The organism is Streptomyces liliiviolaceus, assembly GCF_018070025.1.
Classification (GTDB): Bacteria; Actinomycetota; Actinomycetes; order Streptomycetales; family Streptomycetaceae; genus Streptomyces; species Streptomyces liliiviolaceus.
The window spans coordinates 2312393-2335085 of record NZ_JAGPYQ010000001.1 but is presented as its reverse complement, the minus strand read 5'-3'; the positions used below and the strand labels follow the sequence as shown (position 1 = coordinate 2335085).

The 22693-nt window shown below is 71.3% G+C and carries 17 protein-coding genes; 4 read left to right on the top strand and 13 right to left on the bottom strand.

Annotation, left to right across the window (positions count from 1 at the left end; genetic code table 11):
- Positions 1–4: 4 nt before the first annotated feature.
- Entirely contained in the window at positions 5–268 is a 264-nt protein-coding gene (locus J8N05_RS10370; protein ID WP_210882123.1) for a hypothetical protein, read from the top strand.
- A gap of 195 nt (positions 269–463) precedes the next feature.
- On the opposite strand, the gene J8N05_RS10365 is transcribed toward J8N05_RS10370, so the two are convergent.
- Entirely contained in the window at positions 464–1471 is a 1008-nt protein-coding gene (locus J8N05_RS10365; protein ID WP_210882122.1) for a stage II sporulation protein M, read from the bottom strand.
- Between the two features lie 127 nt (positions 1472–1598).
- Between J8N05_RS10365 and J8N05_RS10360 the strand changes: the two genes are divergently transcribed.
- Entirely contained in the window at positions 1599–2738 is a 1140-nt protein-coding gene (locus J8N05_RS10360; protein ID WP_210882121.1) for an RDD family protein, read from the top strand.
- Positions 2739–2780: 42 nt separating this feature from the next.
- Here J8N05_RS10360 and J8N05_RS10355 read toward each other — a convergent pair whose 3' ends face one another.
- On the bottom strand, positions 2781–3458 hold the full coding sequence (locus J8N05_RS10355; protein ID WP_210882120.1) for a hypothetical protein: 678 nt from the start codon (positions 3456–3458) through the stop codon (positions 2781–2783).
- A gap of 82 nt (positions 3459–3540) precedes the next feature.
- Positions 3541–4998 (bottom strand): adenosylhomocysteinase, encoded by a 1458-nt coding sequence (gene ahcY / locus J8N05_RS10350; protein WP_210882118.1) that lies wholly within the window; start codon positions 4996–4998, stop codon positions 3541–3543.
- A gap of 492 nt (positions 4999–5490) precedes the next feature.
- Between ahcY and J8N05_RS10345 the strand changes: the two genes are divergently transcribed.
- Positions 5491–7590, top strand: a complete 2100-nt coding sequence (locus tag J8N05_RS10345; RefSeq protein ID WP_282108145.1) for a fructose-specific PTS transporter subunit EIIC — start codon at positions 5491–5493, stop codon at positions 7588–7590.
- 132 nt (positions 7591–7722) lie between these two features.
- On the opposite strand, the gene J8N05_RS10340 is transcribed toward J8N05_RS10345, so the two are convergent.
- From J8N05_RS10340 to J8N05_RS10310, 7 genes are all read right to left on the bottom strand, one after another.
- Entirely contained in the window at positions 7723–8700 is a 978-nt protein-coding gene (locus J8N05_RS10340) for a cation diffusion facilitator family transporter (protein ID WP_210882116.1), read from the bottom strand.
- Between the two features lie 190 nt (positions 8701–8890).
- Complete coding sequence (gene manA, locus J8N05_RS10335; protein WP_210882114.1) at positions 8891–10042, bottom strand: mannose-6-phosphate isomerase, class I; 1152 nt, start codon at positions 10040–10042, stop codon at positions 8891–8893.
- A 106-nt stretch (positions 10043–10148) separates the two neighbouring features.
- Positions 10149–11276, bottom strand: a complete 1128-nt coding sequence (locus J8N05_RS10330) for an SIS domain-containing protein (protein WP_210882112.1) — start codon at positions 11274–11276, stop codon at positions 10149–10151.
- A 105-nt stretch (positions 11277–11381) separates the two neighbouring features.
- Positions 11382–11567, bottom strand: a complete 186-nt coding sequence (locus tag J8N05_RS10325; RefSeq protein WP_107022483.1) for a Trm112 family protein — start codon at positions 11565–11567, stop codon at positions 11382–11384.
- Positions 11568–11814: 247 nt separating this feature from the next.
- Positions 11815–13209 (bottom strand): phosphomannomutase/phosphoglucomutase, encoded by a 1395-nt coding sequence (locus tag J8N05_RS10320; RefSeq protein WP_210882110.1) that lies wholly within the window; start codon positions 13207–13209, stop codon positions 11815–11817.
- 102 nt (positions 13210–13311) lie between these two features.
- Positions 13312–14928: an L-lactate permease gene (locus tag J8N05_RS10315; RefSeq protein WP_210882109.1), complete on the bottom strand. Its 1617-nt coding sequence runs from the start codon at positions 14926–14928 to the stop codon at positions 13312–13314.
- A gap of 175 nt (positions 14929–15103) precedes the next feature.
- Complete coding sequence (locus J8N05_RS10310) at positions 15104–15484, bottom strand: DUF3499 domain-containing protein (RefSeq protein WP_210890116.1); 381 nt, start codon at positions 15482–15484, stop codon at positions 15104–15106.
- A gap of 375 nt (positions 15485–15859) precedes the next feature.
- Between J8N05_RS10310 and J8N05_RS10305 the strand changes: the two genes are divergently transcribed.
- Complete coding sequence (locus J8N05_RS10305) at positions 15860–16312, top strand: metallopeptidase family protein (protein WP_210890115.1); 453 nt, start codon at positions 15860–15862, stop codon at positions 16310–16312.
- A gap of 47 nt (positions 16313–16359) precedes the next feature.
- Here J8N05_RS10305 and J8N05_RS10300 read toward each other — a convergent pair whose 3' ends face one another.
- From J8N05_RS10300 to J8N05_RS10290, 3 genes are all read right to left on the bottom strand, one after another.
- Positions 16360–17895, bottom strand: a complete 1536-nt coding sequence (locus J8N05_RS10300; protein ID WP_210882108.1) for a DUF5719 family protein — start codon at positions 17893–17895, stop codon at positions 16360–16362.
- The gene (locus J8N05_RS10295) at positions 17892–21653 is read right to left on the bottom strand and encodes a glycosyltransferase (protein ID WP_210882107.1); all 3762 of its coding nucleotides are present in this window, start codon (positions 21651–21653) and stop codon (positions 17892–17894) included. Before J8N05_RS10295 ends, J8N05_RS10300 begins: the two co-directional genes overlap by 4 nt.
- 257 nt (positions 21654–21910) lie before the next feature.
- The gene (locus J8N05_RS10290; RefSeq protein WP_107022476.1) at positions 21911–22174 is read right to left on the bottom strand and encodes a WhiB family transcriptional regulator; all 264 of its coding nucleotides are present in this window, start codon (positions 22172–22174) and stop codon (positions 21911–21913) included.
- Positions 22175–22693: the final 519 nt, after the last annotated feature.

Genomic DNA, 22693 nt, shown 5'->3' with positions numbered 1-22693 from the left:
GGTGATGGACGGGGTATCAACATATCTGGCGTTGATTTTTGGCACGCTGTTGAGTTCTCAAGGAACGGACGCTTCCTTTGTACTCACCCTCTCGGGCTTTCCTCCGGGCGCTTCCCTTCGTGTTTCCAACCTTACCAGATCCTTTTCCCGTTCCGTTTCCGGTCGGAATTTGTTTCCGGTGGCCAGTTGGAAGGCCTTTGCCTATTTGATTGCCTTGCGGCTCTCTTTCGGCGAGTCCGACTTTATCAGAAGTTTTCGACCGGCCTGACCGGCCGCTCATTTTCTGAATTATCGGGAGGTGCTCCACCGGAATTGAATTCCAGGGAGCTGACAGATGCTAACTGCCACCGCCGAGCTTGTCCAGCTCTAGGCAACTGTTCGAATCTACCTCCCCACACGTCCCATGTCAACGGTTTTTGTGGGGCGAAGAGGAGACTAGCAGCCTGATCGGGGTGCCTGCACATCAGGCCGCGGTCGGCACCGAGGCGCTGCGCTCGGCCTCCTCGACATCGCCCGTCTCTCCGGCCCGCACCGCACGCCCGCCCAGGACGTAGACGTAGACGAGGAACAGCACTTCGGCGGCTATGCCTATGCCGATGCGGGCCCAGGTCGGCAGGCCGGAGGGGGTGACGAAGCCTTCGATGGCGCCCGAGACGAAGAGGACCAGGGCGAGGCCTATCGCCATGCCCAGGGCGGCACGACCCTCCTCGGCGAGGGCCGCACGGCGAGTGCGCGGGCCCGGGTCTATGACGGTCCAGCCGAGGCGCAGTCCGGTGCCGGCCGCCACGAAGACGGCGGTCAGCTCCAGGAGGCCGTGCGGGAGTATCAGACCGAGGAAGGTGTCGAGGCGGCCCGCCGAGGACATCAGGCCGATGCCGACCCCCACGTTGAGCATGTTCTGGAAGAGGATCCAGACGACCGGCAGGCACAGGAAGGCGCCGAGTACCAGGCACATCGCGGCAGCCTGGGCGTTGTTCGTCCACACCTGGGCCGCGAAGGACGCCGCTGGATGGCTGGAGTAGTACGTCTCGTACTGGCCGCCGGGACGGGTGAGCTCCCGTAGTTCGGCGGGGGCCGCGATCGAGGACTGGACCTCGGGGTGCGTACCGATCCACCAGCCCAGGAGGACCGCCAGCGCGGTGGACAGGAGCGCGGTCGGAACCCACCAGTGGCGCGCCCGGTAGACCGCAGCGGGGAAGCCCTGGGTGAGGAAGCGGGTGACGTCTCGCCAGGAGGCACGGCGGGTGCCCGTGACGGCGCTGCGCGCGCGGGCGACCAGTTGGCTGAGCCGGCCGGTGAGCTGAGGGTCCGGGGCGCTGGACTGGATCAGGGAGAGATGGGTCGCCGTGCGCTGGTAGAGGACGACCAGTTCGTCGGCCTCCGCTCCGGTGAGACGGCGCCGGCGTCGGAGGAGTGCGTCGAGCCGGTCCCACTCCGCCCGGTGGGCGGACACGAAGACATCGAGGTCCATCGGCTTGCCTGCTCCTCGGCTGCTCGTCCTGCGCTCGTCATGTGGTCAGCTTGTCGCACTGCGGCGCGATCTGCCTCAGCTTGGCAGACTGGCTGTTCTCAGGGCAGTTCGGGGAAGGACGACGGGCGTGAGTGAGCTTGTGACGGGCGAGGCGGTGGCGCTGGAGCTGCGCCCCGCGAAGCTGCCGAGCCGGGTACTGGCCGTGGTGCTCGACCTGGCCGTGGCGGTGACCGCCTATGTGGTCGCGATGATCGCCCTGGCCCTGGCCACGGCCTCGCTCGACGAGGCGGCGCAGACGGCCATGGCGATCGCCGCGTTTCTTCTTCTGCTGGTGGGCGGGCCGATCGCCGTGGAGACGCTCAGCCATGGGCGCTCTCTCGGGAAGATGGCGTGCGGGCTGCGCGTGGTGCGGGACGACGGCGGGCCCATCCGGTTCCGGCACGCGCTGGTGCGCGGGGCGGTCGGTGTGGTCGAGATCCTGATGACGTTCGGGGTCGTGGCGTGCATCGCGTCGCTCGCGTCGGCACGGGGGCGGCGGCTCGGTGACGTGTTCGCCGGAACCCTCGTCGTACGCGAACGGATTCCCGCCGGGCGTACGTCCTTCGTGCCTCCCCCGCCGCCCTGGCTCTCGGGGCGGTTCTCCGGGCTCGATCTGTCCGGGGTCCCGGACGGGCTGTGGCTGGCCGTCCGGCAGTACCTGACGCGGATGCAGCAGCTGGACCCGCAGGTCGGGTGGGCGATGGCCGAGCGCCTCGCGAACGACGTCGCCGAGCGCACCGGGGCTCCGGTACCGCCCGGCATCCCGCCGGCGGCATTCCTGGCGGCCGTGATGCAGGAGCGGCAGGCGCGGGAGGCGCGGCGTGCGTTCGGTGGCGGCGGTGGCGGGGCTGCGGGTGGCGGCTTCGCCGGTGGCCCGGCCGGGCCTGTGCCCGGTGTACCGGGCTGGGGCACCCCGAACATGCCGTACGGCACAGCGCACGCCGGGCCGCCGTACGGGACTCCGCCTGGCCCGGGACAGGGCGCGAGTCAGCCCCAGCCGCCGGTCGGGCACCCGATGCAGGGTGCGCTGGGAGGTCCGGCGCAGAGCCCTGTCCAGGACGCTGCCCGCCCGCCCGCTCCCTATCTCCCGCCTGCTCCGGCTCCTCATCGCCCGGCGGCTCCCCCGCCCCCGGCACCCGTCGCGGCCCCCGCGAACGCCTGGGCCGAGCCGGCGCCGCAGGAGGCCGACGCGGAGCGACCCTCCACCGGGTTCGCCCCGCCCGCCTGACCGACGTGTTCGCCTGACCGCCGGGACCGTCCGGAACCGGTGTCAGGTGAAGACCGACGGCGGTGATTCGAGGTCTTCGAGCTCGATGCCGGGGGCCGAGAGCACCACGTCGCCCGACAGGTGCACGGTGTGCTGTTCACCGGTGTCCAGGGCTGTGACCTGGTATTCCTCCACGGTCAGGGGGCCGTTGTCAGTGGCGTGTGCTTCTCTCGTGATCAGGGCCCAGGACTGGTCGAGGGTGCGCGGGGCGAGGACCGGGTCCGTGAAGGCGACGAGGCGTACACGCGTGGCGGAGGCATCGGGGGTGAGGCGCAGCAGACGTGCGGTGGCGACGAGGAAAGCGGGGGACGAACCGGTGAAGGCGTGGGCGCGGACATTGCCTTCGGTGGCGTGCTCTCCCGTGGGGTCGGTACGGACCCAGGTGACCCCGTCGAGGGCTGCGGCGCGGACCTGCCAGCCCGACGCGTGGAGTTCGAGGCGGATGGGGCGGCCGCGGTCGTCGAGGGCGAGGTCGACGGAGCCGACGGAGGTGCCTTGCCCTACGGCTCCCTCGTGCCCGGTGCCGGAAGGAGCGGTCGGTCCGGAAGGAGGGGGTCCGGAAGGGGTCGTCAGTTGGGAGACGTAGCGCCAGCCGGAGGGGCCGGGCGCGCAGTGGAACCGTTCTTCGGCGAGAGGGGTGTGGTCGTGCGGGTCATGGAGCGAATATCGGCCGCGGGGCATGGTGGCTCGGGTCCTCGTAGGGGGCAGGCCCCCGCCGGTGAGGACCGGGGGCCTGCTGACAACCGTTGTGTGAGCGCCGGGCTCAGTAGCGGTAGTGGTCCGACTTGTACGGGCCCTCGACCTCGACACCGATGTACGAGGCCTGCTCGGGGCGGAGCGTCGTGAGCTTCACGCCAAGCGCGTCCAGGTGGAGGCGGGCGACCTTCTCGTCGAGGTGCTTGGGCAGCACGTAGACGTCGGTCGGGTACTCCTCGGGCTTGGTGAACAGCTCGATCTGGGCCAGCGTCTGGTCCGCGAACGAGTTGGACATCACGAACGACGGGTGGCCGGTCGCGTTGCCCAGGTTCAGCAGGCGGCCCTCGGAGAGGACGATGAGCACCTTGCCGTCGGGGAACTTCCAGGTGTGGACCTGCGGCTTGACCTCGTCCTTGACGATGCCGGGGATCTTCGCCAGGCCGGCCATGTCGATCTCGTTGTCGAAGTGGCCGATGTTGCCCACGATCGCCTGGTGCTTCATCTTGGCCATGTCCGCGGCCATGATGATGTCCTTGTTGCCGGTCGTGGTGACGAAGATGTCCGCCTTGTCGACGACCTCGTCGAGGGTGGTGACCTGGAAGCCGTCCATCGCCGCCTGCAGTGCGCAGATCGGGTCGATCTCGGTGATGATCACGCGGGCGCCCTGACCGCGCAGGGACTCCGCGCAGCCCTTGCCCACGTCGCCGTAGCCGAAGACGACGGCGGTCTTGCCGCCGATGAGGACGTCGGTGGCGCGGTTGATGCCGTCGATCAGGGAGTGGCGGCAGCCGTACTTGTTGTCGAACTTCGACTTGGTGACGGCGTCGTTCACGTTGATCGCCGGGAACAGAAGGGTGCCGTCGCGGTGCATCTCGTAGAGACGGTGGACGCCGGTCGTGGTCTCCTCGGTCACGCCGCGGATCTCCGAGGCGAGCTGGGTCCACTTCTGCGAGCCGCCGGAGATCGTGCGGTTGAGGAGCTCCAGGATGACGCGGTGCTCGTCGTTCTCGGCGGTGTCGACGGACGGAACCTTGCCGTCCTTCTCGTACTGGACGCCGTTGTGGACGAGGAGGGTGGCGTCGCCACCGTCGTCCAGGATCATGTTCGGGCCGCCGGTGGGGGTGTTCGGCCAGGTCAGCGCCTGCTCCGTGCACCACCAGTACTCCTCCAGGGTCTCGCCCTTCCAGGCGAAGACCGGGATGCCCTGGGGGTTGTCGGGCGTGCCGTTCGGGCCGACGGCGATGGCGGCCGCCGCGTGGTCCTGGGTGGAGAAGATGTTGCAGGAGGCCCAGCGGACCTCGGCGCCCAGGGCGGCCAGGGTCTCGATGAGTACGGCGGTCTGCACGGTCATGTGCAGGGAGCCGGTGACGCGGGCGCCGGCGAGGGGCTGCGCCTCGGCGTACTCCTTGCGGATCGACATCAGGCCGGGCATCTCGTGCTCGGCGAGGGTGATCTCCTTGCGACCGAAGTCGGCCAGGGAAAGGTCGGCGACCTTGAAGTCCTGTCGGTTGTCGACAGTGGTCATGCGAGCTGCTCCTCGGGTTGGGGCGAGGTCGGTTTCGGCTGGTCTGCGCGGCGGCGGGCACGGTGAGCGCCCCACGGGGCACACGAATGCCCGGTGCCTTGCGCAGCGCAGTCCGTCGGAGGCCCTCTCTCCCTCGGCCGGCCCGTGGGGCCGCCCGACCGCCATCAGCAGCGACGTCTGGCTCGGTTACGAATCTACACCGATCGGCGCAGTGGGCCCCAGTCCGCCTGCGAACAGATCAAGCGGATTTCGAGCGTCCGGCGGGCCGGGGACAGAGGTAACAGGCCTGGACAACAAGGGACTTTTGAACTTTTGATCCCGTCCGGGGGTCTGTTGCAGGATGCCGGGGATCGGGAACATGTGCGCGACCTCGCGACCCCGCGGATCGCGAACCCCCACCACGAAAGATCGCGCCGGCAGGACCCCGACGAGCGGCCGCGGACCGCGACGACAGACCGCGATCCCCCATGACGAAGGCGTTAGGAGATCCACGTGACCAGTCCGGCCGGAATTCCCCCCACGGGCGGCGGCACCGAAGAGCAGCGGCGACTGAAGCTGCTCGCGGTGACCGCGTGCCCCACCGGCATAGCCCACACCTATATGGCGGCCGAGAAGCTCGCGCAGGCGGCGGAGCGGCTCGGTATCGACATGAAGGTGGAGACCCAGGGCTCGATCGGGTCCGAGAACGTACTCACTGACAACGATGTCAACACCGCGGACGGCGTGATCGTCGCGGCCGACAAGGATGTGGACCTGAGCCGGTTCGCCGGAAAGCGGATCGTGAAGGTCGGGGTCGCGGAGGGGATCCACCATCCCGAGCGGCTCATCGAGCAGGTGCGGACGGCGCCGGTGCACGGCGGCGGCCCGCAGGCCGGTTCCGGAGTGGCCGGACCCGCAGGCGCCGGCAGCGGTGGGAGCGGCGGCAAGGAGCGCGGGATCGCGTACAAGGCGCTGATGAACGGTGTCAGTTACATGATCCCGTTCGTCGTGGTCGGCGGGCTGCTGATCGCGATCTCGCTCTCGCTCGGCGGGCACACCGATCCCTCCGGCGGGCTGGTCATCCCGAAGGGTTCCTTCTGGATGGACGTCAACAACATCGGCGTCATCGGGTTCCAGCTGATGGTGCCGATCCTGTCCGGCTATATCGCGTACGCGATCGGGGACCGGCCCGCGCTCGTGCCCGGCATGATCGGCGGGTGGATCGCCAACACCGGTTCGCTGTACGACTCCGAGGCGGGCGCGGGCTTCATCGGGGCGATCGTGACCGGGTTCCTGGCCGGATATCTGGTGCTGTGGATCAAGAAGGTCGAGGTCCCGAAGTTCGTCCGGCCGATCATGCCGATCATCGTGATCCCGATCGTGGCGACGACGGCGCTCGGGCTGTTCTTCATCTACGTGATCGGCAAGCCCATCTCCTGGGTCTTCGAGCATCTGACGGACTGGCTCGGCGGGATGACCGGGACCAGTGCCGTGCTGCTCGGCGCGATCCTGGGGCTGATGATCGCGTTCGACATGGGCGGGCCGGTCAACAAGACGGCGTTCCTGTTCGGCGCGGGGCTCATCGCGACCGGCAACCAGGAGGTCATGGGCATGTGCGCCGCCGCGATCCCGGTGATGCCGCTCGGGCAGGGCGTGTCCACGCTGATCCGCAGGCGCCTCTACACGGAGCAGGAGCGCGAGACGGGTCTCGCCTCACTGTTCATGGGGCTGTTCGGGATCTCCGAGGGTGCCATTCCGTTCGCGGCGGCCCGTCCCGCCCAGGTCATTCCCGCCAACATGCTGGGCGGCGCGGTGGCGGGCGCGGTCGCGGGTCTCGCCGGGGTCGAGGACGCGGTGCCGCACGGCGGGCCGATCGTGGCGGTGCTGGGCGCCGTGAGCGGCGTACCGATGTTCTTCGTCGCCGTGGTCCTCGGGACGGCGGTGACGGCGCTGACGACGGTCGCGCTCATCGATGTCGGCGAGCGGAGGCGGAAGGGGCAGTCGCCGGTGGGGGCCACGACCGGCGGTTCGACGGCACCGCGGCCCGAGTTCGCCCTCGTGGGGGCGGGCACCGGCACCGGAGCGGCGGCGGCCCCGTCGGCTGCGGCGGTCACCGGCATCGACACCGGCGGGAGCGCGGAATCGGGCTCCGACGACGAGGTCCTCTCCGGTTACCTCACCGCCCGGACCGTGCAGGTGCGGCTCGACGCCGTCGACAAGGAGGCCGCGATCCGGGAGCTGGCCGGGCTGCTGGCGGCCACCGGGAAGGTCGCCGATGTCGACGAGCTGGTGGCGACGGCCCTGCGGCGCGAGGAGCAGGGCACGACCGGGCTCGGCGAGGAGATCGCGATCCCGCACGCCAAGACCGACGCGGTGACCGCGCCCGTCGTGGGGTTCGCGCGGTCGGCGGAGGGTGTCGAGTGGGGTTCGCTCGACGGTACGAAGGCCCGGCTGATCTTCATGATCTCCGTACCGGAGGCCGCCGCGGGCGATGAGCATCTGCGGATTCTGGCGCTGCTGTCGCGGAAGCTGGTGGACGCGGAGTTCCGTGAGCGGCTGCTGGCGGCTCCCGACGGGACGGCTGTCCTCGACGTGCTGCGCGAGATCCGGTAGCCGTAGGCCACGGATGCCCGAAGGCCGCACGTGCCCATGGCCGTACGTAACCCGTGGCCGTACACATGACTGGGGCCCGCCGGATGATTCGGCGGGCCCCGGTCACGTGTCCGAGAGTCGGTGTTACGGAGGTCAGTGTTCGGCGGTCGGTGCCGGACCGCCCGGGGTGGCCTCCGGGTCGGCGCCCTTCACGGCCTCGGACTCGTTGAAGATGTCGGGTTCGAGGTAGATGACGCGGGCGATCGGGACGGCCTCGCGGATACGGGACTCGGCGGCGTTGATCGCCGAGGCGACCTCGGCGGCCGTGTCGTCGTGCTCGACCGCGATCTTGGCGGCGACCAGCAGTTCCTCGGGACCGAGGTGGAGCGTGCGCATGTGGATGATGCCGGTGACCGTGTCGCCGTCGACGATCGCGGCCTCGATCTTGTGGACCGCCTCGATGCCGGCGGCCTCGCCCAGGAGCAGCGACTTGGTCTCGACGGCCAGGACGATCGCGATGACGATGAGCAGGATGCCGATGCAGAGGGTGCCGATGCCGTCCCAGACGCCGTCACCGGTGGCCAGGGCGATGCCCACACCGCCGAGCGCGAGGACCAGACCGACGAGCGCGCCCAGGTCCTCCAGGAGGACGACCGGCAGCTCGGGCGCCTTGGCGTGGCGTACGAAGTCCTTCCAGGACTGCTTGCCGCGCGTGTGGTTGGACTCCTTGATGGCCGTCCGGAAGGAGAACCCCTCGGCGATGATCGCGAAGACGAGGACGCCCACCGGCCAGTACCAGTGCTCGATGTCGTGCGGGTGCTTGATCTTCTCGTAGCCCTCGTAGATCGCGAACATGCCGCCGACCGAGAAGAGGACGATCGAGACGAGGAAGGCGTAGATGTAGCGCTCGCGGCCGTAGCCGAAGGGGTGTTGCGGGGTCGCCTCGCGCTTGGCCTTCTTGCCGCCGAGGAGCAGCAGTCCCTGGTTGCCGGAGTCGGCGAGCGAGTGCACGGACTCGGCGAGCATCGACGACGAACCACTGAAGAGGAACGCCACGAACTTCGCTGCCGCGATCGCGAGGTTGGCGGCGAGTGCCGCCACGATCGCCTTGGTGCCGCCTGACGCGCTCATGTGCTTCCGATGTCCCTTCGTCTGCGACTCGACTGCCACTCGACCGGCACTCGTCTGTCACCCGGCTGCCCCGGTCGTGCCGCCCTCAGGCCGCCGTCCCGCGCTTTGCCTGCCCTTTGCGGTGGGCCATTGTTGCAGCCCGGACCGGCCCCGGAACGCCGGGCCGCCGCAGTGACGCCCGGTGATTCCGTCAGACGACGACCGTGGCCCGGAAAATCGTCCCGCTTCCGGAGACTTCCACCTTTTCGTCCGCCGGGACGAACACGGATCCGCCGGGGACGAGCGTGATGTCGCCCGTCCGTACGGAGCCCGCGGTGCACAGCAGGATCTGCGGGGTGCCGCGGGTGAGGTCGCGGTCGGGTCCGCCCGCCGGGAGGACGTACCGGGAGAGGCGGAACTCGTCGATGGGGGTCTCGTAGACCTCCTCGCCGTCCGGGGAGGCCTCGGGGCGCAGTACGCCCGCGTCGCCCGCCTCGAAGCGGACGATGCGCAGGAGTTCGGGGACGTCGACGTGCTTGGGGGTGAGCCCGCAGCGCAGCACGTTGTCGGAGTTGGCCATGATCTCGACGCCGAGGCCGTTCAGATACGCATGCGGCACACCGGCGCCGAGGAACAGCGCCTCACCGGGCTGCAGTTGTACGTGGTTGAGCAGCATCGCGGCGATGACACCCGGGTCGCCGGGGTAGTGGTGCGCGATCGAGGCGTACGGGGCATGGGCGCCGCCGAGCCGGGCGCAGGCAGCGGCGGCCTCGGTGACCGTGGTGGCCATCAGCTCGGGGTCGGCAGTGAGTACCGCGGTCAGCACCTCGCGCAGCGCGGCCTCTTCGGGGTGCGCGTGCAGCAGGTCGACGTACGGCTTGAGGGAGTCGACCTCCAGGGCCGACAGCAGTGCGGCGGCCTCCAGCGGGGCGCGGAAGCCGCACAGGCCGTCGAACTCCGTGAGCGCGCAGATCAGTTCGGGCTTGTGGTTGGCGTCCTTGTAGTTGCGGTGCGGGGCGTCGATCGGGACACCGCGGCGCTCCTCGTCCTCGTACCCCTCCTTGGCCTGGGTCAGGTCGGGGTGCACCTGGAGGGAGAGGGGGGCGCCCGCGGCGAGGATCTTGAGCAGGAAGGGCAGGCGCGGGCCGAATTTCGCGACCGCACCGGTGCCCAGTTCACGCTCGGGGGCCGCGGCGATCACCTCGGTGAGGGGGCCGCGGGGGGTGCGCGAGGGCGCGCCCGGGTGGGCGCCCATCCACATCTCCGCCTGCGGTTCGCCGGTCGGCTCGGTGCCGAGGAGCCGCGGGATGGCCGTGGTGGAGCCCCAGGCGTAGGGGCGGACGGTGTTGTCGAGGCGGTCCATGCTCTGTCTTCTTCTCCGTACGTGCGCTGGTACGCGTGCTCCGGTCAGGAGGCGTGGCTCGATGTTCGGGGTGCCTGGCTCCAGGTTCAGGAGGCGTGGCTCAAGGTCAGGCCGTCGAGGCGAGCGCCAGGTAAACGGCGGCGAAATCCGTGACGGCGATCAGTTCGGCGAGTGTTTCCAGGTCGCCGCCCTCCTCCGGTTCGAGTTCGCTGATCGCCGTGTCGTGGCTGAGGGCCAGCTCGCGGGCGGCCGGGGCGGCGGTGCGGCCGCCGGCCGGGCGGTCGCGCAGCAGGACCACGCGCGCGTGGACGACCTGCGCCTCCTCGACCCGGTCGCGGAAGAAGTCGTCGGGGTCCGCGCCCGCCGCCAGGGTGCCCGCGAGGAGGACGCTGTGCGCGGCCAGGGCCTCGGGCAGTTCGGCGGTGAGGGCGGGGCGTCCCGCGAGTTCGGCCAGGGCCCCGACGAAGCGGCGGCCCGCGGGACCCGCGGAATCGCCCTCGGTCCAGATCACCGGAAGCGCCTCGGCGAGCTCGGACGCGAGCGTCTTGGCGGGGTTGCTGTACGTGGCGATGGCCGGGCCGCAGCGCTCCGCCACCTGGTCGAGACGGTCGGCGACCCTCTCCAGGGCGTCGGGCGGCGCGGACAGCAGGCCGGTGCGGTCGAGCAGCGCGAGCAGCGGGGTGAGCAGCGCCCAGAGGGAGCCCGGGGCCGAGGCGGTGGTGGGGGCCTGCGGCTCGTAGGGGGCGGTCGCCATCGGTACGGAGAGGCCGTGGGCGACCGCGACCGCCTCGGTGAGCGGGGTGCGGGTCGGGCAGACGGCGACGACGGTGAGGCCGCGCCGGTAGGCCTGTTCGACGAGGAGCGAGAGGCCGGGTTCGCTGCCGTCCGGGGTGGCGACCAGGAGCAGGTCCACGGGACCCGCCCAGCCGGGGAGTTCCCAGAGCAGGGCGCCCGCGGCGGGGGCCACTCCGCGGGGGGTGAGCCGGGTGACGGGGCAGGCGGCGCCGGCGAGCGAGCCGAGGAGGTCGGCGACGCAGGTGGCAGCGAGGCCGGGGCCCGCGGTCAGGATGGCGCGCGGGCGGCCGTCGGGCTTCAGCTCGGCGATGCCGGCCTCGGTGGCGTGCCGGACGGCGGTGCGTACGCGGGCGCCCGCTTCGGCGGCGCCGCGGAGCAGGTCCCGCCGGTCCGCGCGGGCCAGCGCCTCCGGGTCGTCGAGGAGTGTTTCGTCGAACATGGTGGGCAGCCTCCGGACGCCTGGCGGGGTCGCTTGTGCGGGGTTGCTTCTGCGGCGTTGCTACTGCGGGCGCTTCGCGGGTCGCTTCTCCGTGACCGGCGGGGTCTACGCGGGGCGGCGGGCCTCGTCGACGAGGAGGACCGGGATGCCGTCGCGGACGGGGTAGGCCAGGCCGCAGTCCTTGCCCGTGCAGATCAGCTCGGCCTCCTGCTCTTCGGAGGAGGCCTCCTTGAGGGGGGCGTGGCAGGCCGGGCAGGCGAGGATCTCCAGGAGGCCGGCTTCTAGCGGCATGTCGGGTCCCTTCGGGGGGGTGGGGTGCGGGGATGTGGCCTGGTCAGGGTACCGCTGCGTGGGGGTGGGCGCGGGGGGTCTTCGCCCCCGCCGCCCCTACCCTTCCCGTCACTGCATGGGGGCTGCGCCCCCTCGCCCCCTGATCGCGCTCCGCGCTCGTCCTCAAACGCCGGACAGGCTGAGATACCAAGGGGCGCGGGGAACTGCGCGACCAGCCCCCACCGGGCCCGCGGACGACCACTGCCCCTCAGCCTCTGATGAGCGTCAGCACCTCGTCGCGCACCCGCGCCATCGTCCCCCCGTCCCGCGCCTCCGCGTTCAGCCGCAGCAGCGGCTCCGTGTTCGAGGGGCGGACGTTGAACCACCAGTCGGCCGCCGTGACGGTGAGGCCGTCGAGTTCGTCGAGGGTGATGCCCTCCTGGCCCTCGTACGCCGTGCGGATCGCGGCGAGGCGGGCCGTCTGGTCGTCGACCGTTGAGTTGATCTCGCCCGAGCCGGCGTAGCGGTCGTACTGGGCGACGAGGGCGGAGAGGGTGCCCTCCTGCCCGCCGAGGGCCGCCAGGACGTGGAGGGCCGCGAGCATGCCCGTGTCCGCGTTCCAGAAGTCCTTGAAGTAGTAGTGCGCGGAGTGCTCGCCGCCGAAGATCGCCCCGGAGGCGGCCATCTCGGCCTTGATGAAGGAGTGGCCCACCCGTGTGCGTACCGGAGTGCCGCCGTTCTCGCGGACGACCTCCGGGACCGACCAGGAGGTGATCAGGTTGTGGATGACCGTGCCCTTGCCGCCGTGCCTGGCCAGCTCGCGGGCGGCGACCAGGGCCGTGATCGCGGACGGGGAGACCGGCTCGCCGCGCTCGTCGACTACGAAGCAGCGGTCGGCGTCGCCGTCGAAGGCGATGCCGAGGTCGGCCGACTCCTCGCGGACACGCTTCTGGAGGTCGACGATGTTCGCCGGGTCCAGCGGGTTCGCCTCGTGGTTCGGGAACGTGCCGTCCAGCTCGAAGTACATCGGGACGAGGGTCAGCGGCAGGCCCGCGAAGACAGTCGGGACCGTGTGTCCGCCCATGCCGTTGCCCGCGTCCACCACGACCTTCAGGGGGCGGATCGAGGTCAGGTCGACGAGGCCGCGCAGGTGCGCCGCGTAGTCCTCCAACGTGTCGCGCGCCGTGATCGTGCCGGGTGCCGCATCCGGGGCGGCGGCTCCGGAGGCCGGGGCCTGCGCTGTCGGGGCTCCCTCGTCGAGCCATGACTCGACCAGCTCCCGGATCTCCGTGAGGCCGGTGTCCTGGCCGACGGGGGCCGCGCCCGCCCGGCACATCTTGATGCCGTTGTACCGGGCCGGGTTGTGCGAGGCCGTGAACATCGCGCCCGCGAGGCCGAACGCCCCCGACGCGTAGTACAGCTGGTCCGTCGAGCAGAGCCCGATCTCCGTCACGTCCACGCCGCGCGCCGCCGCCCCGCGCGCGAAGGCCCGGGACAGCCCCGGTGACGAGGGGCGCATGTCGTGACCGGTCACGATCGCGTCCGCTCCCGTCACCTGCACGAAGGCGGCACCGAACAGCTCGGCCAGGGTCTCGTCCCACTGGTCCGGGACCACCCCGCGTACGTCGTACGCCTTCACGAGCTGCGACAGATCAGCGGTCACGGCCAGCCTTCCTTGAGCCTTGAGTCCTCGACCGAGTGCTCGACCCAGTCCTCTACAGAGGTCCCAAAACTACCCGTACGCCCACGCGGGCCTCGGACGGACCTACGGAAGCATCCATTCCAGGACCGGTGAGCTCTGCCCGACGACGATCAGGCACATGACCAGCAGAAGTCCCAGGCTCCACGGCAGCACCTTGCGCAGCAGGTCGCCCTCCCGGCCCGCGAGTCCGACCGCCGCGCAGGCGATGGTGAGGTTCTGCGGGGAGATCATCTTGCCCAGGACACCGCCCGAGCTGTTGGCGGCCGCGAGGAGTTCCGGGGACAGTCCTGACTCCCTCGCCGCGGTCACCTGGAGGGCGCCGAAGAGCGCGTTGGCCGAGGTGTCCGAGCCGGAGACGGCCACTCCGAACCAGCCGAGGACGGGTGACAGGAAGGCGAGTCCCGCGCCGGCCGCCGCCACGAAGTGGCCGATCGTGGCCGCCTGTCCGGACAGGTTCATGACGTAGGCGAGCGCCAGGACGGAGGTGACGGTGAGGATCGCGAACCGCAACTCGTGGACGGTGGCGGCCCATTCCTTGAGGGCCACGCGCGCGTGCACCCCGAGAACGGCGGCCGTGCACACTCCGGCGAGCAGCACCAGCGTGCCTCCGGTGGACACGATCGGCCAGGTGAAGACATTGCCTCCGACCGGGTCGCCGTCCGGGTTCACGACGTTCAGGAAGGGCCAGTCGAAGACCCGGGTCGCCTTCGCCAACTGGTCCTTGACGGGCGGGATCTGGGCGATGGAGAAGATCACCACGATCAGTGCGTACGGGGCGTACGCGCGCAGCACCTCGGGGCGCGGGTCCTCCTCGTCCAGGTCCTCGCTGCGGGTGCCCGTCAGGACGGCGGCGCGTACGGGTTCGGCGGCGGGCCTGCGCGCGTGCGGCACCGCCATCAGCGCGCCCGCGCCGGCCAGGGCGGCCCCGATGTCGGCGAGTTGCGCGGAGACGTAGTTGGAGGCGGCGAACTGGGCGACGGCGAAGGCGACTCCGCAGGCCAGGGCGGGTACCCAGGTCTCGCGCAGACCGCGTCGGCCGTCCACCAGGAAGACGAGGACGAGGGGCACCACCAGGGCGAGCAGCGGGGTCTGGCGGCCCACGACGGAGGCGACGGTGTCCAGGGGCAGGTCGGTGACCTGGGCGAGCGTCACGACCGGTGTGCCCATCGCCCCGAAGGCGACCGGCGCGGTGTTGGCGACCAGCGCGACGACCGCGGCGCGGACGGGGTCGAAGCCGAGCGCGACGAGCATCACCGAGCAGATGGCGACGGGCGCTCCGAAGCCCGCGAGGGCCTCCAGGAGCGCGCCGAAGCAGAACGCGACGACGAGCGCCTGGATGCGCGGGTCGTCGGAGAGCCTTCCGAAGGAGCGGCGCAGGATGTCGAAGTGCCGGGTGCGGACGGTCATCCGGTACACCCAGAGGGCGTTGACGACGATCCACAGGATGGGGAAGAGGCCGAACACCGCTCCCTGGGCGGCGCTGGAGAGGGTCTGGCCCACGGGCATGCCGTACGCGAGCGTGGCGACCAGGGCCGCGGCGGCGAGTCCGATGAGGCCGGCCAGGTGCGCCTTCATGCGGACCCCGCCGAGCAGGACGAGGACGATGACGAGGGGCAGGGTCGCGACGAGCGCGGACAGACCGAGCGAGTCGGCCAAGGGCTCAAGTTCCTGGACGTACACGGAGCCTCCCCCGATTCCGCTATGCGGAAATTAATTTCTCACGGGCCGGGGAAAATGGTCGTGTCCGCGACAAGCGCACGTCAATGGTCATGCACCACTGAGCGAAACATGCACCGAATGCACACGGGCCACAGGGGACACACCCGGGGGGAAGTCCCCCGCGAAGAGGGAGGGTTCAGGAATCCGGTGAGCGCAGGACCCGCAGGTGGCCGCGGCGGGCGACCTCCATCGGGTCGGCGCCGCGGGCGTTGCCGCCGCCCTGGCGGTTGGGGCGCTCCTGCGGGCGGGCCGCCTCGCGGACCGCGTTGGCGAGCGCTTCCAGGTCGTCACCGCTGGGGCGCGAGGGGGCGGAGGCGTCGGCGAGCCGGACGACCTCCCAGCCGCGCGGCGCGGTGAGGCGCTCGGAGTGCTCGGCGCACAGGTCGTAGCAGTGGGGTTCGGCGTAGGTGGCGAGCGGGCCGAGGACCGCGGTCGAGTCGGCGTAGACGTACGTCAGCGTCGCTACGGCGGGACGGCCGCAAGCGGTGCGCGAACAGCGACGTACAGGGCTCACGATGTTGGACGGTACCGCACTCTTGAGCGGGCCGCGACGACTCCTCCCCGGCCCACTCCCCCGTGTCGTGCTGTGACGCCTGACACAGGAGGTGTCCGGCGAGCCTGTTCGACCTGCTGGTACGGGTGTTGACGAGGTGTCGGACAGACCCGGGAGTGGTCATGAGACGCTCAAAAGCTGTCGATCTCCGCACAATATCCAGTCCGGGAGGATACGGAATCCAGCCTGAGCTTGGCTGGAATACTCATCCTGCGACCCGTCGGACACCCGCCGGACACGAGGTCCCAGGAGGCGCGCGGAACGGCGGTCCACGGCCACGGGCGGGACGCGTGCCGTGTGCGGGCGGCGGCAGGGCGCGGGGACTACTCTTCGTCAGTGATGGACAACCCCGTGCCGCCCCCTCCCGCCGAACCCAGGCCCCGCCGTCGTGATCGACACGGGCGCGGGATGCGTGGGCCCGTGGCACCGCCGCAGGTGCCCCTCTCGGCCAGTCGCGCCGAGGTGTTCGCGGATCTGGTGCAGGACTCCGTGGAGCGGCTGGAGCGGCGGTGGCCGCAGCTCTCCGACATCGAGTTCATGGTGCTGGAGGTGCCCCGGTTCGATCCGGCGGGCGACGAGGGCTGGGGCGACGAGGCCGTGCCCCTGGGCGGCACGACTCCGGCGCACGAGGGCCGGCCCGCCCGGGTCATCGTCTACCGGCGCCCCGTGGAGATCCGTACGAAGAGCCGCGACGAGCGGGCCGCGCTGGTGCACGAGGTCGTGGTGGAACAGGTCGCCGAGGTGCTGGGCCTGACCCCGGAGACCGTCGATCCCCGCTACGGGGAGGACTGAGCCCGGACGCTCCGGTCCGGGCTCCTCCCCAGAGTGCAGGTGCCGTCCTACTTCCTCTGCAGCACCGAGAGGTCCTGCTCGGCCTCCGGCACCCTCACCGTCCCCCGGTCGTCCGGGAGGGTCTGCACGGTGAACATGGGCACGCCCCCCTCGGCCGCTTCGAGCATGCGCGAGGCGTGGACGGGCCCGCCGGACAGCGGCTCCACCGTGAGCGCGTACGTTCCCTTGAGGCCGGCGGGCACGGGCAGGTCGACGTTCTGCGTGGTGCCGGCCTTGACCGTGTACGTCTTCGAGGCGGCCGTTCCGCCGTCGCTGCCCGCGGAGGCCGTGACCTTGACCTTCGCGCCGCGGCCGGGGGCGACCAGGGAGAGCGTGGACCCCTTGGCGCGGTTGTCGGCGGCCGTCGCCCGCGCGCCCACCGGGGCCGTGGCCGGGATGAACGCCGTCTCCTGGTTGTCGCCCTTGCCGCGTACGACCCTCAGGGCCGCGACGACCGGGGTGGACTTCCCGGTCGGTGACAGCACCAGGGAACCCGCCTCGCCGCGCGTGACGTCGCCGAGGTCGACGGCGGCCGTCATGCCGGCCTTCACGTGCAGCGTCTCGTGCCCGGCGGGGGTGATCGTGCCGGTCGGCGAGGCGAGCCGCACCTTCAGGTCGGCGTCGGCCTCACCGGGCGCGAACGCGACCAGCCGTACGGAGGTGGCGTCCTTCGGGATGCCCGGCAGGACGAGACTGCCCGCCGGAGCGGCCGAGGCGTTGAGCCAGTCGCCGCCGAGCGTGTCGTCCAGGGCCTGGACGGCGGCGGCGACCCGGCCGCTGCGAACCGTGACGTGCACGGTGAGGTTGGTCTCCGGCTCGTCGATGAGCGTCGACAGGAGCACCGACTCGCTGGAGTGCGGCGGGATCTTGATGCCCTCCCCGACCGTCGACTTCAGGACGCCGTCCTTGCCGTACAGCTCGATGTCGGCGACGGCGGCGGAGTCGTCGGGGTTGGTCAGGTGCGCGTAGTCCGTGCGCTCCTTGGCGGTGCTGGCGCCCGGGAACCAGAAGTCCGTGTCCGGGGCCGAGCAGCTGGTGCCGAGCAGGCCGCGGCCGGTGCCCGCCTCGACCTCGGTGGTCTGCTGGACGGCCCAGCCGGGGGCGAACCTGCCCTCGGCCGTGCCGACCAGCGCGGGCGACTCGGCGCCCGAGGCCTTGCCCGTCACCGGCTTCCCGGGCTCCTTCGGCGTCAGGACGGGCTTCTCCTTCTTGCCGTCCTTCTCACCGTCCTTCTTGTCGTCCTGCTCGCTGTCCTGCTTCTCGTCCTCGTCCTCGTCGGCCGACTGCGCGCCCGCGGCCACCAGCTCGGCCTTGCCGCTCGTACCGGTGCCCTTGGTGACGGGGGTGAAGGACGTGTACGCGGTCTCCGCGAGGTCCGAGGTGCTGGGAGCCGGACAGAGCAGGCTCGTGCGCTCCACGGGCAGCTGGGCGGCCGCCTTGGCCGTGCCCTCCTCGGCGGCCTGCGGCTCGGACATCGAGGCGAAGCCGGTGACGGCGGCGAGCGCGGCCACGCCGGCGATCAGGGACACGGTGGTGCGGTTCACTGCTGGCTCCCGTCGGGGCGCTCACTGTCGGTGCCGTGGGGCGATTGCTGTTGCTGTTGCTGTTGCTGTTGCTGCTGGTCGTACGAGGGGTCGTAGCCCTGGCCGTACGCCTGCGACGGGTCGTACCCCCCGTTCCCCGTGCCGTACGCCGCGTACGGGTCGTACTGGTCCGCCTGGTACGGGTCCGCCTGGTACTGCTGCTGCTCGTAGGTGCCCGCGGGGTACTGCGGGGCGCCCTGGTACTGCTGCTGCTCGTAGGTGCCGTACTCGGCGCCGTACGTCGTCGCGTCCCACTCGTCGTAGGACTGCTGCTGCGGGACCGGGGCGACCACCGGGGCCTCCCCCGGAGGGGGCGGGGCGCCGGGCGCGAACAGGTCGGTCCGCTCCGGCTGCTCGGCCTGCTCGGCGTGCGCGGCCGGCTCGGCCTGTTCCGTCTGTTCGGCCTCGGCCTCGGCCTGGGCGCGCAGCCGGCGGGCCCTGCGGCCCTCGCCGGACGCGGACTCGACGGGTGCGACGTCCTCCTCGGGGAGGTCGTCGTCGACGTCGCGGCGGCGGCCCGGCAGGGCGAGCACCACGAGGACGACGGCGAGCGCGCCCTGGGCCCACAGCCAGCCGGTGTGGCCGAACGGCGCCTCGAAGGTGACGTCGAGGCGGCCCCCGGTGGCGGGCAGTTCGAAGCCCTGGGCCCAGCCGTCGACCGTGGTCCTGGTGAGCGGCTTCCCGTCGAGGGTGGCCGTCCAGCCCTCGTCGGCGGTGTCCGCGAGGCGCAGGACGCGGCCCTCGGCACCGGCGGAGATCTTGGTGTGCAGTTCGACGGGGCCCGCGGCGATGGGCTGCGGGTCGCCGGAGGCGGGCACGACGGCCGCGCGGGCGACCTGCCGGTCGACGCGCCACAGGGCGCTGCCGTCCTGCTGGCTGAGGCGGCTCAGGCCCGGTGTGGCGTCCAGGACGCGGGCGACCTCGCGGGGCGCGCCGTCGCGCACCAGGACGTACCGCACGGCGAAGCCGCCGAGCTGGTCGGCCTGGTCGGCGCCGGAGCCCGCCACGAGGTTGGCGACGACCTTGTCGAGGATCTTGTTCTCGCCGTCCGCCGCGGCCAGCTCGGCGTCGCCGAGGCGGGCGCCGGAGCCGCGGACGAGGGTGTAGCCGACCTTGGACTCCGTGTCGCTGCCGAGGACGAGCGTGCGGGCCTGGTCGCGGGTGCCGCTCTCCTCCGCGACGAACGCGGGGACCTGGACGGGATCTCGTCGCTCCAGGGGGCCGTCCGCGCCGCGGATCATCCAGCCGGCGGCGATGAGCAGGGGCCCGGCGGCCGAGGCGAAGGCGATGAGGACGGCGACGGGCTGACGCCAGCCGAAGCTCTGCTCGGCCACGCGCGAGCGTGCCCCGTCGGCGCCGAGCGCGGCGGCGGCGAGGAAGGCGAGGCCGTAGACGAGGGTGGCGGGTCCGGCCCAGGTGGAGCCGTTCGAGAGGGCGGCGAAGACGAGCGCCACCAGGGCTGCCGTCCAGGCGGCCCAGATGCCCAGCTGCCGTTCCGCGCGCATCAGGGCGGCCACGGCGGCGCACACGATGCCGATGAGCATCAGCCCGCTGACCGTGCCGGGTCCGCCGGGGCTCGCGCCCAGCAGGTCGAGCGCGGAGGCCGCCCCCGACTCGTACTCCATGCCGGCCTCCTGGAAGAAGCCGAACGGGAGCAGGGTGAGCGACCAGGGGGCGAGGACCAGCAGCGGGGTGCCGAGCTGGACCAGGAGGCGCAGTCCGTAGGCGGCGATGTCACCGCGGCGCACGACCGCGAGGGCGACGCCGAGCACCAGCGCGATGGGCCACACGATCGGCGTGAACGCGGTGGCCAGCGTCAGCAGGAGCGCGTACGCCCAGGTGGCACGCCAGCTGCCGCGGCCGGACTCCGAGGCGAGACCGCTCGCCGCGATCCCCGCGCGCGCGATGAGGGGCAGCAGGACGGCGAGCACGGCGGTGCCGAGGCGGCCTCCCGCGAGCGCGCCGGTGGCGGCGGGCAGGAAGGCGTACGCGACGGACGCCCAGGCGCGCAGCAGGCGCGACTCGACGAGCGGCCGGGAGACGAAGTAGGCGGCGAAGCCGGCCAGCGGCACCGAGCCGATCAGCAGGACGGTGACCGCGAGTCCGGCGGAGCCGAACAGCACGCTCGCCAGCATGGCGACGAGCGCGAGGTAGGGCGGCGCGGACTGCGTGCCGCCGGCGCCGACGGGGTGCCAGCCGTCCAGGTAGCGCGCCCACAGTTCGGAGGAGTCCGCGGGGGCGGGCAGCAGCGCGCCGCCCGCGAGGGCACCGCCGCCGAGGAGTTCGCGGCAGGCGATGAGGGTGAAGAAGAGGAGCACCACGAAGACCATCGGCCCGGGCTTGCGGGCGACGCGCTTGAGGCGGGCGAACTGCTCGACCTGGAGGAAGTCGGCGTCGTCGCCGCCCGGTCCGGACTCGACCGCGCTGCCGTGGCGTCCCGCCGCGTTCAGTTCGGGGTCTGAGCGGCCCACGAGGTTGCCCGCGGCCTGCTCGACGGTGGCCCGGACGGTGGCGCCGGGGGGCGGGAACAGCGCGCGCAGTTCGTCCTTGTCGACCTGCGGGGTGCCGCGCCTGCGGCGGCCCGCGATGATGCGCTCGGGGCGCAGCAGGGTGCCCAGGAGGCCGCGGATCTCGTCGACCGCCTGCCCGGGGACCTTGCCGACGAGGTAGGCGACGGTGCGCAGCAGGGTGCCGAGGACGAGCCGCACGAGGATCCAGGGGAGGACCGCGGTGCGGGCGTTGACGAGGAGGGTGTAGGTGGCGCCCGCCTTGTCGACCTTGTGCGGGGAGGCGGAGGTGCGGCCCACGCAGTCGACGGTGCGGCGCTCGCGGGAGGACGCCTCGGCGTGCCGTACGACCGCTTCGGGGGCGACCAGGACGCGGTGGCCCGCGGACTGGGCGCGCCAGCACAGGTCGATGTCGTCACGCATCAGGGGCAGCCTGCGGTCGAAGCCGCCCAGCTCCTCGTAGACCTCGCGGCGGATCAGCATGCCGGCGGTGGAGACGGCCAGTACGGGGGTCACGTGGTCGTGCTGGCCCTGGTCCTGCTCGCGCCGGTCGAGGCCGGTCCAGCGGCGGCCGCTGTGGGCGATGGTCACGCCTACTTCGAGGAGCTGTCTGCGGTCGTACCAGCCGCGGAGCTTGGGGCCGATGACGGCGACGTCCTTGCCCAGTTCCCGTTCGTTCTCCACGACGCGCAGCAGCTGGGCCAGGGCGTCGGGCTCGGGGGCGCAGTCGTCGTGCAGGAGCCACAGCCACTGCTCGGGCTCGCCGTGCGGCAGCTCCGGCATGTCGTACGCGTCGTCGCGCCAGGTGCGGGTGACGGGGTCCCAGCCGCTGGGGCGCTTCAGGTACGGAAGTTCCTCCGGGGTCAGCACGCCCGCGATGCGGACGGCCTCCTCGACGGCCTGGCCGAAGCCGGTGCGCCGGGCGAGGTGGAGCACCCGGTCGGCGCCGAGGGCGTCGGTGACCAGCTGGGCGGAGGCGTCCGCGCTGCCGGTGTCGGCCGCCACGGCGTTCTGCACGGGGCGCTCCTGGCCGAGCAGCCCGGAGAGGGCGTCGGGCAGCCAGCGGGCGCCGTCGTGCGAGACGAGCACGGCGGTGACCACGTGCCTCGGGAACTCGGGCGGGCGGCCCGGGTCGGACACCATCGGGCCGGCCGGGTCGAACGCTGCGGAGGCAGTGTCGTACTGACCTGCCGAATGGCTGTGCACGGACATCGAGGTACGGGCCCCGGTTCGCTGGACTGCGGTGGACGCCTGTGTCCTTGGGGGATCACGGGGCGTCTCGGACGGAGGCCCACACTAACGGCTGCACAACGGCGCGGCCCGCCGCCTGTGGACAACCCACCCGCGACGGGCCGTGCGTTACGTATCACTACGTAGGGGTGTGCGCCGTTCGATCGGAACACGATCGGAGTGTGACCGAAGTACGACCGGATGCAATCAGGTCACTTCTGGTCCCTGTCCAGCAACGATCAGACGGCGGCCTTCTTCAGACGACGCCGCTCACGCTCGGACAGACCGCCCCAGATACCGAAGCGCTCGTCGTTGGCGAGGGCATATTCAAGGCATTCCGAGCGGACCTCACAGGCGAGGCAGACCTTCTTCGCCTCACGGGTGGAGCCGCCCTTCTCGGGGAAAAAGGACTCGGGGTCGGTCTGCGCGCAGAGCGCCCGCTCCTGCCAGCCGATCTCCTCTTCGGCCTCGTCGACCAGCAGTTCCTGAAACAGCTCGGTCATATGCGCCCCTCGTCCGTCTCGCGTCCCCGTGATGCTGCCGCTACCGATTTCGGCTGAACGACACGAGTGAAATTACAATTGCGCTGCTCCGGCCCAGTCAAGCCGAGATCTGCTATTGGGCCCCTTATTCACTCTGCGGAACCAAGGCCATGCGGAAAGTGTTCAAATCGGCATAAACCCTGACAGCTGAAAGGGAGCCAGTGGGACACCGACTCCGCACGTGACTTGTACAGAGGAAGACGCCCAGGAGTTCGATCTCGTTCCGACACGACCGACGAAGCGAACCGGATCACATATGGATCACTCGGATCACACAGGGATCGCGGGGTCGCGCCGAGGTTCGTGCGCCCGGTTGTGCGCCATGTGTCCCGGCAACCTCCTGCACAAACCTTTCACCTCCGAGGTGGCCCGGAAGAGGTGAAAGATCTCCCACATATCGGACGTCAAGTTGACAGTGGGGGTGTGAACCGGTGTGCTGGTGGGCATGCTCGCGAACTTGGCACTCACCTCGACCCGCAC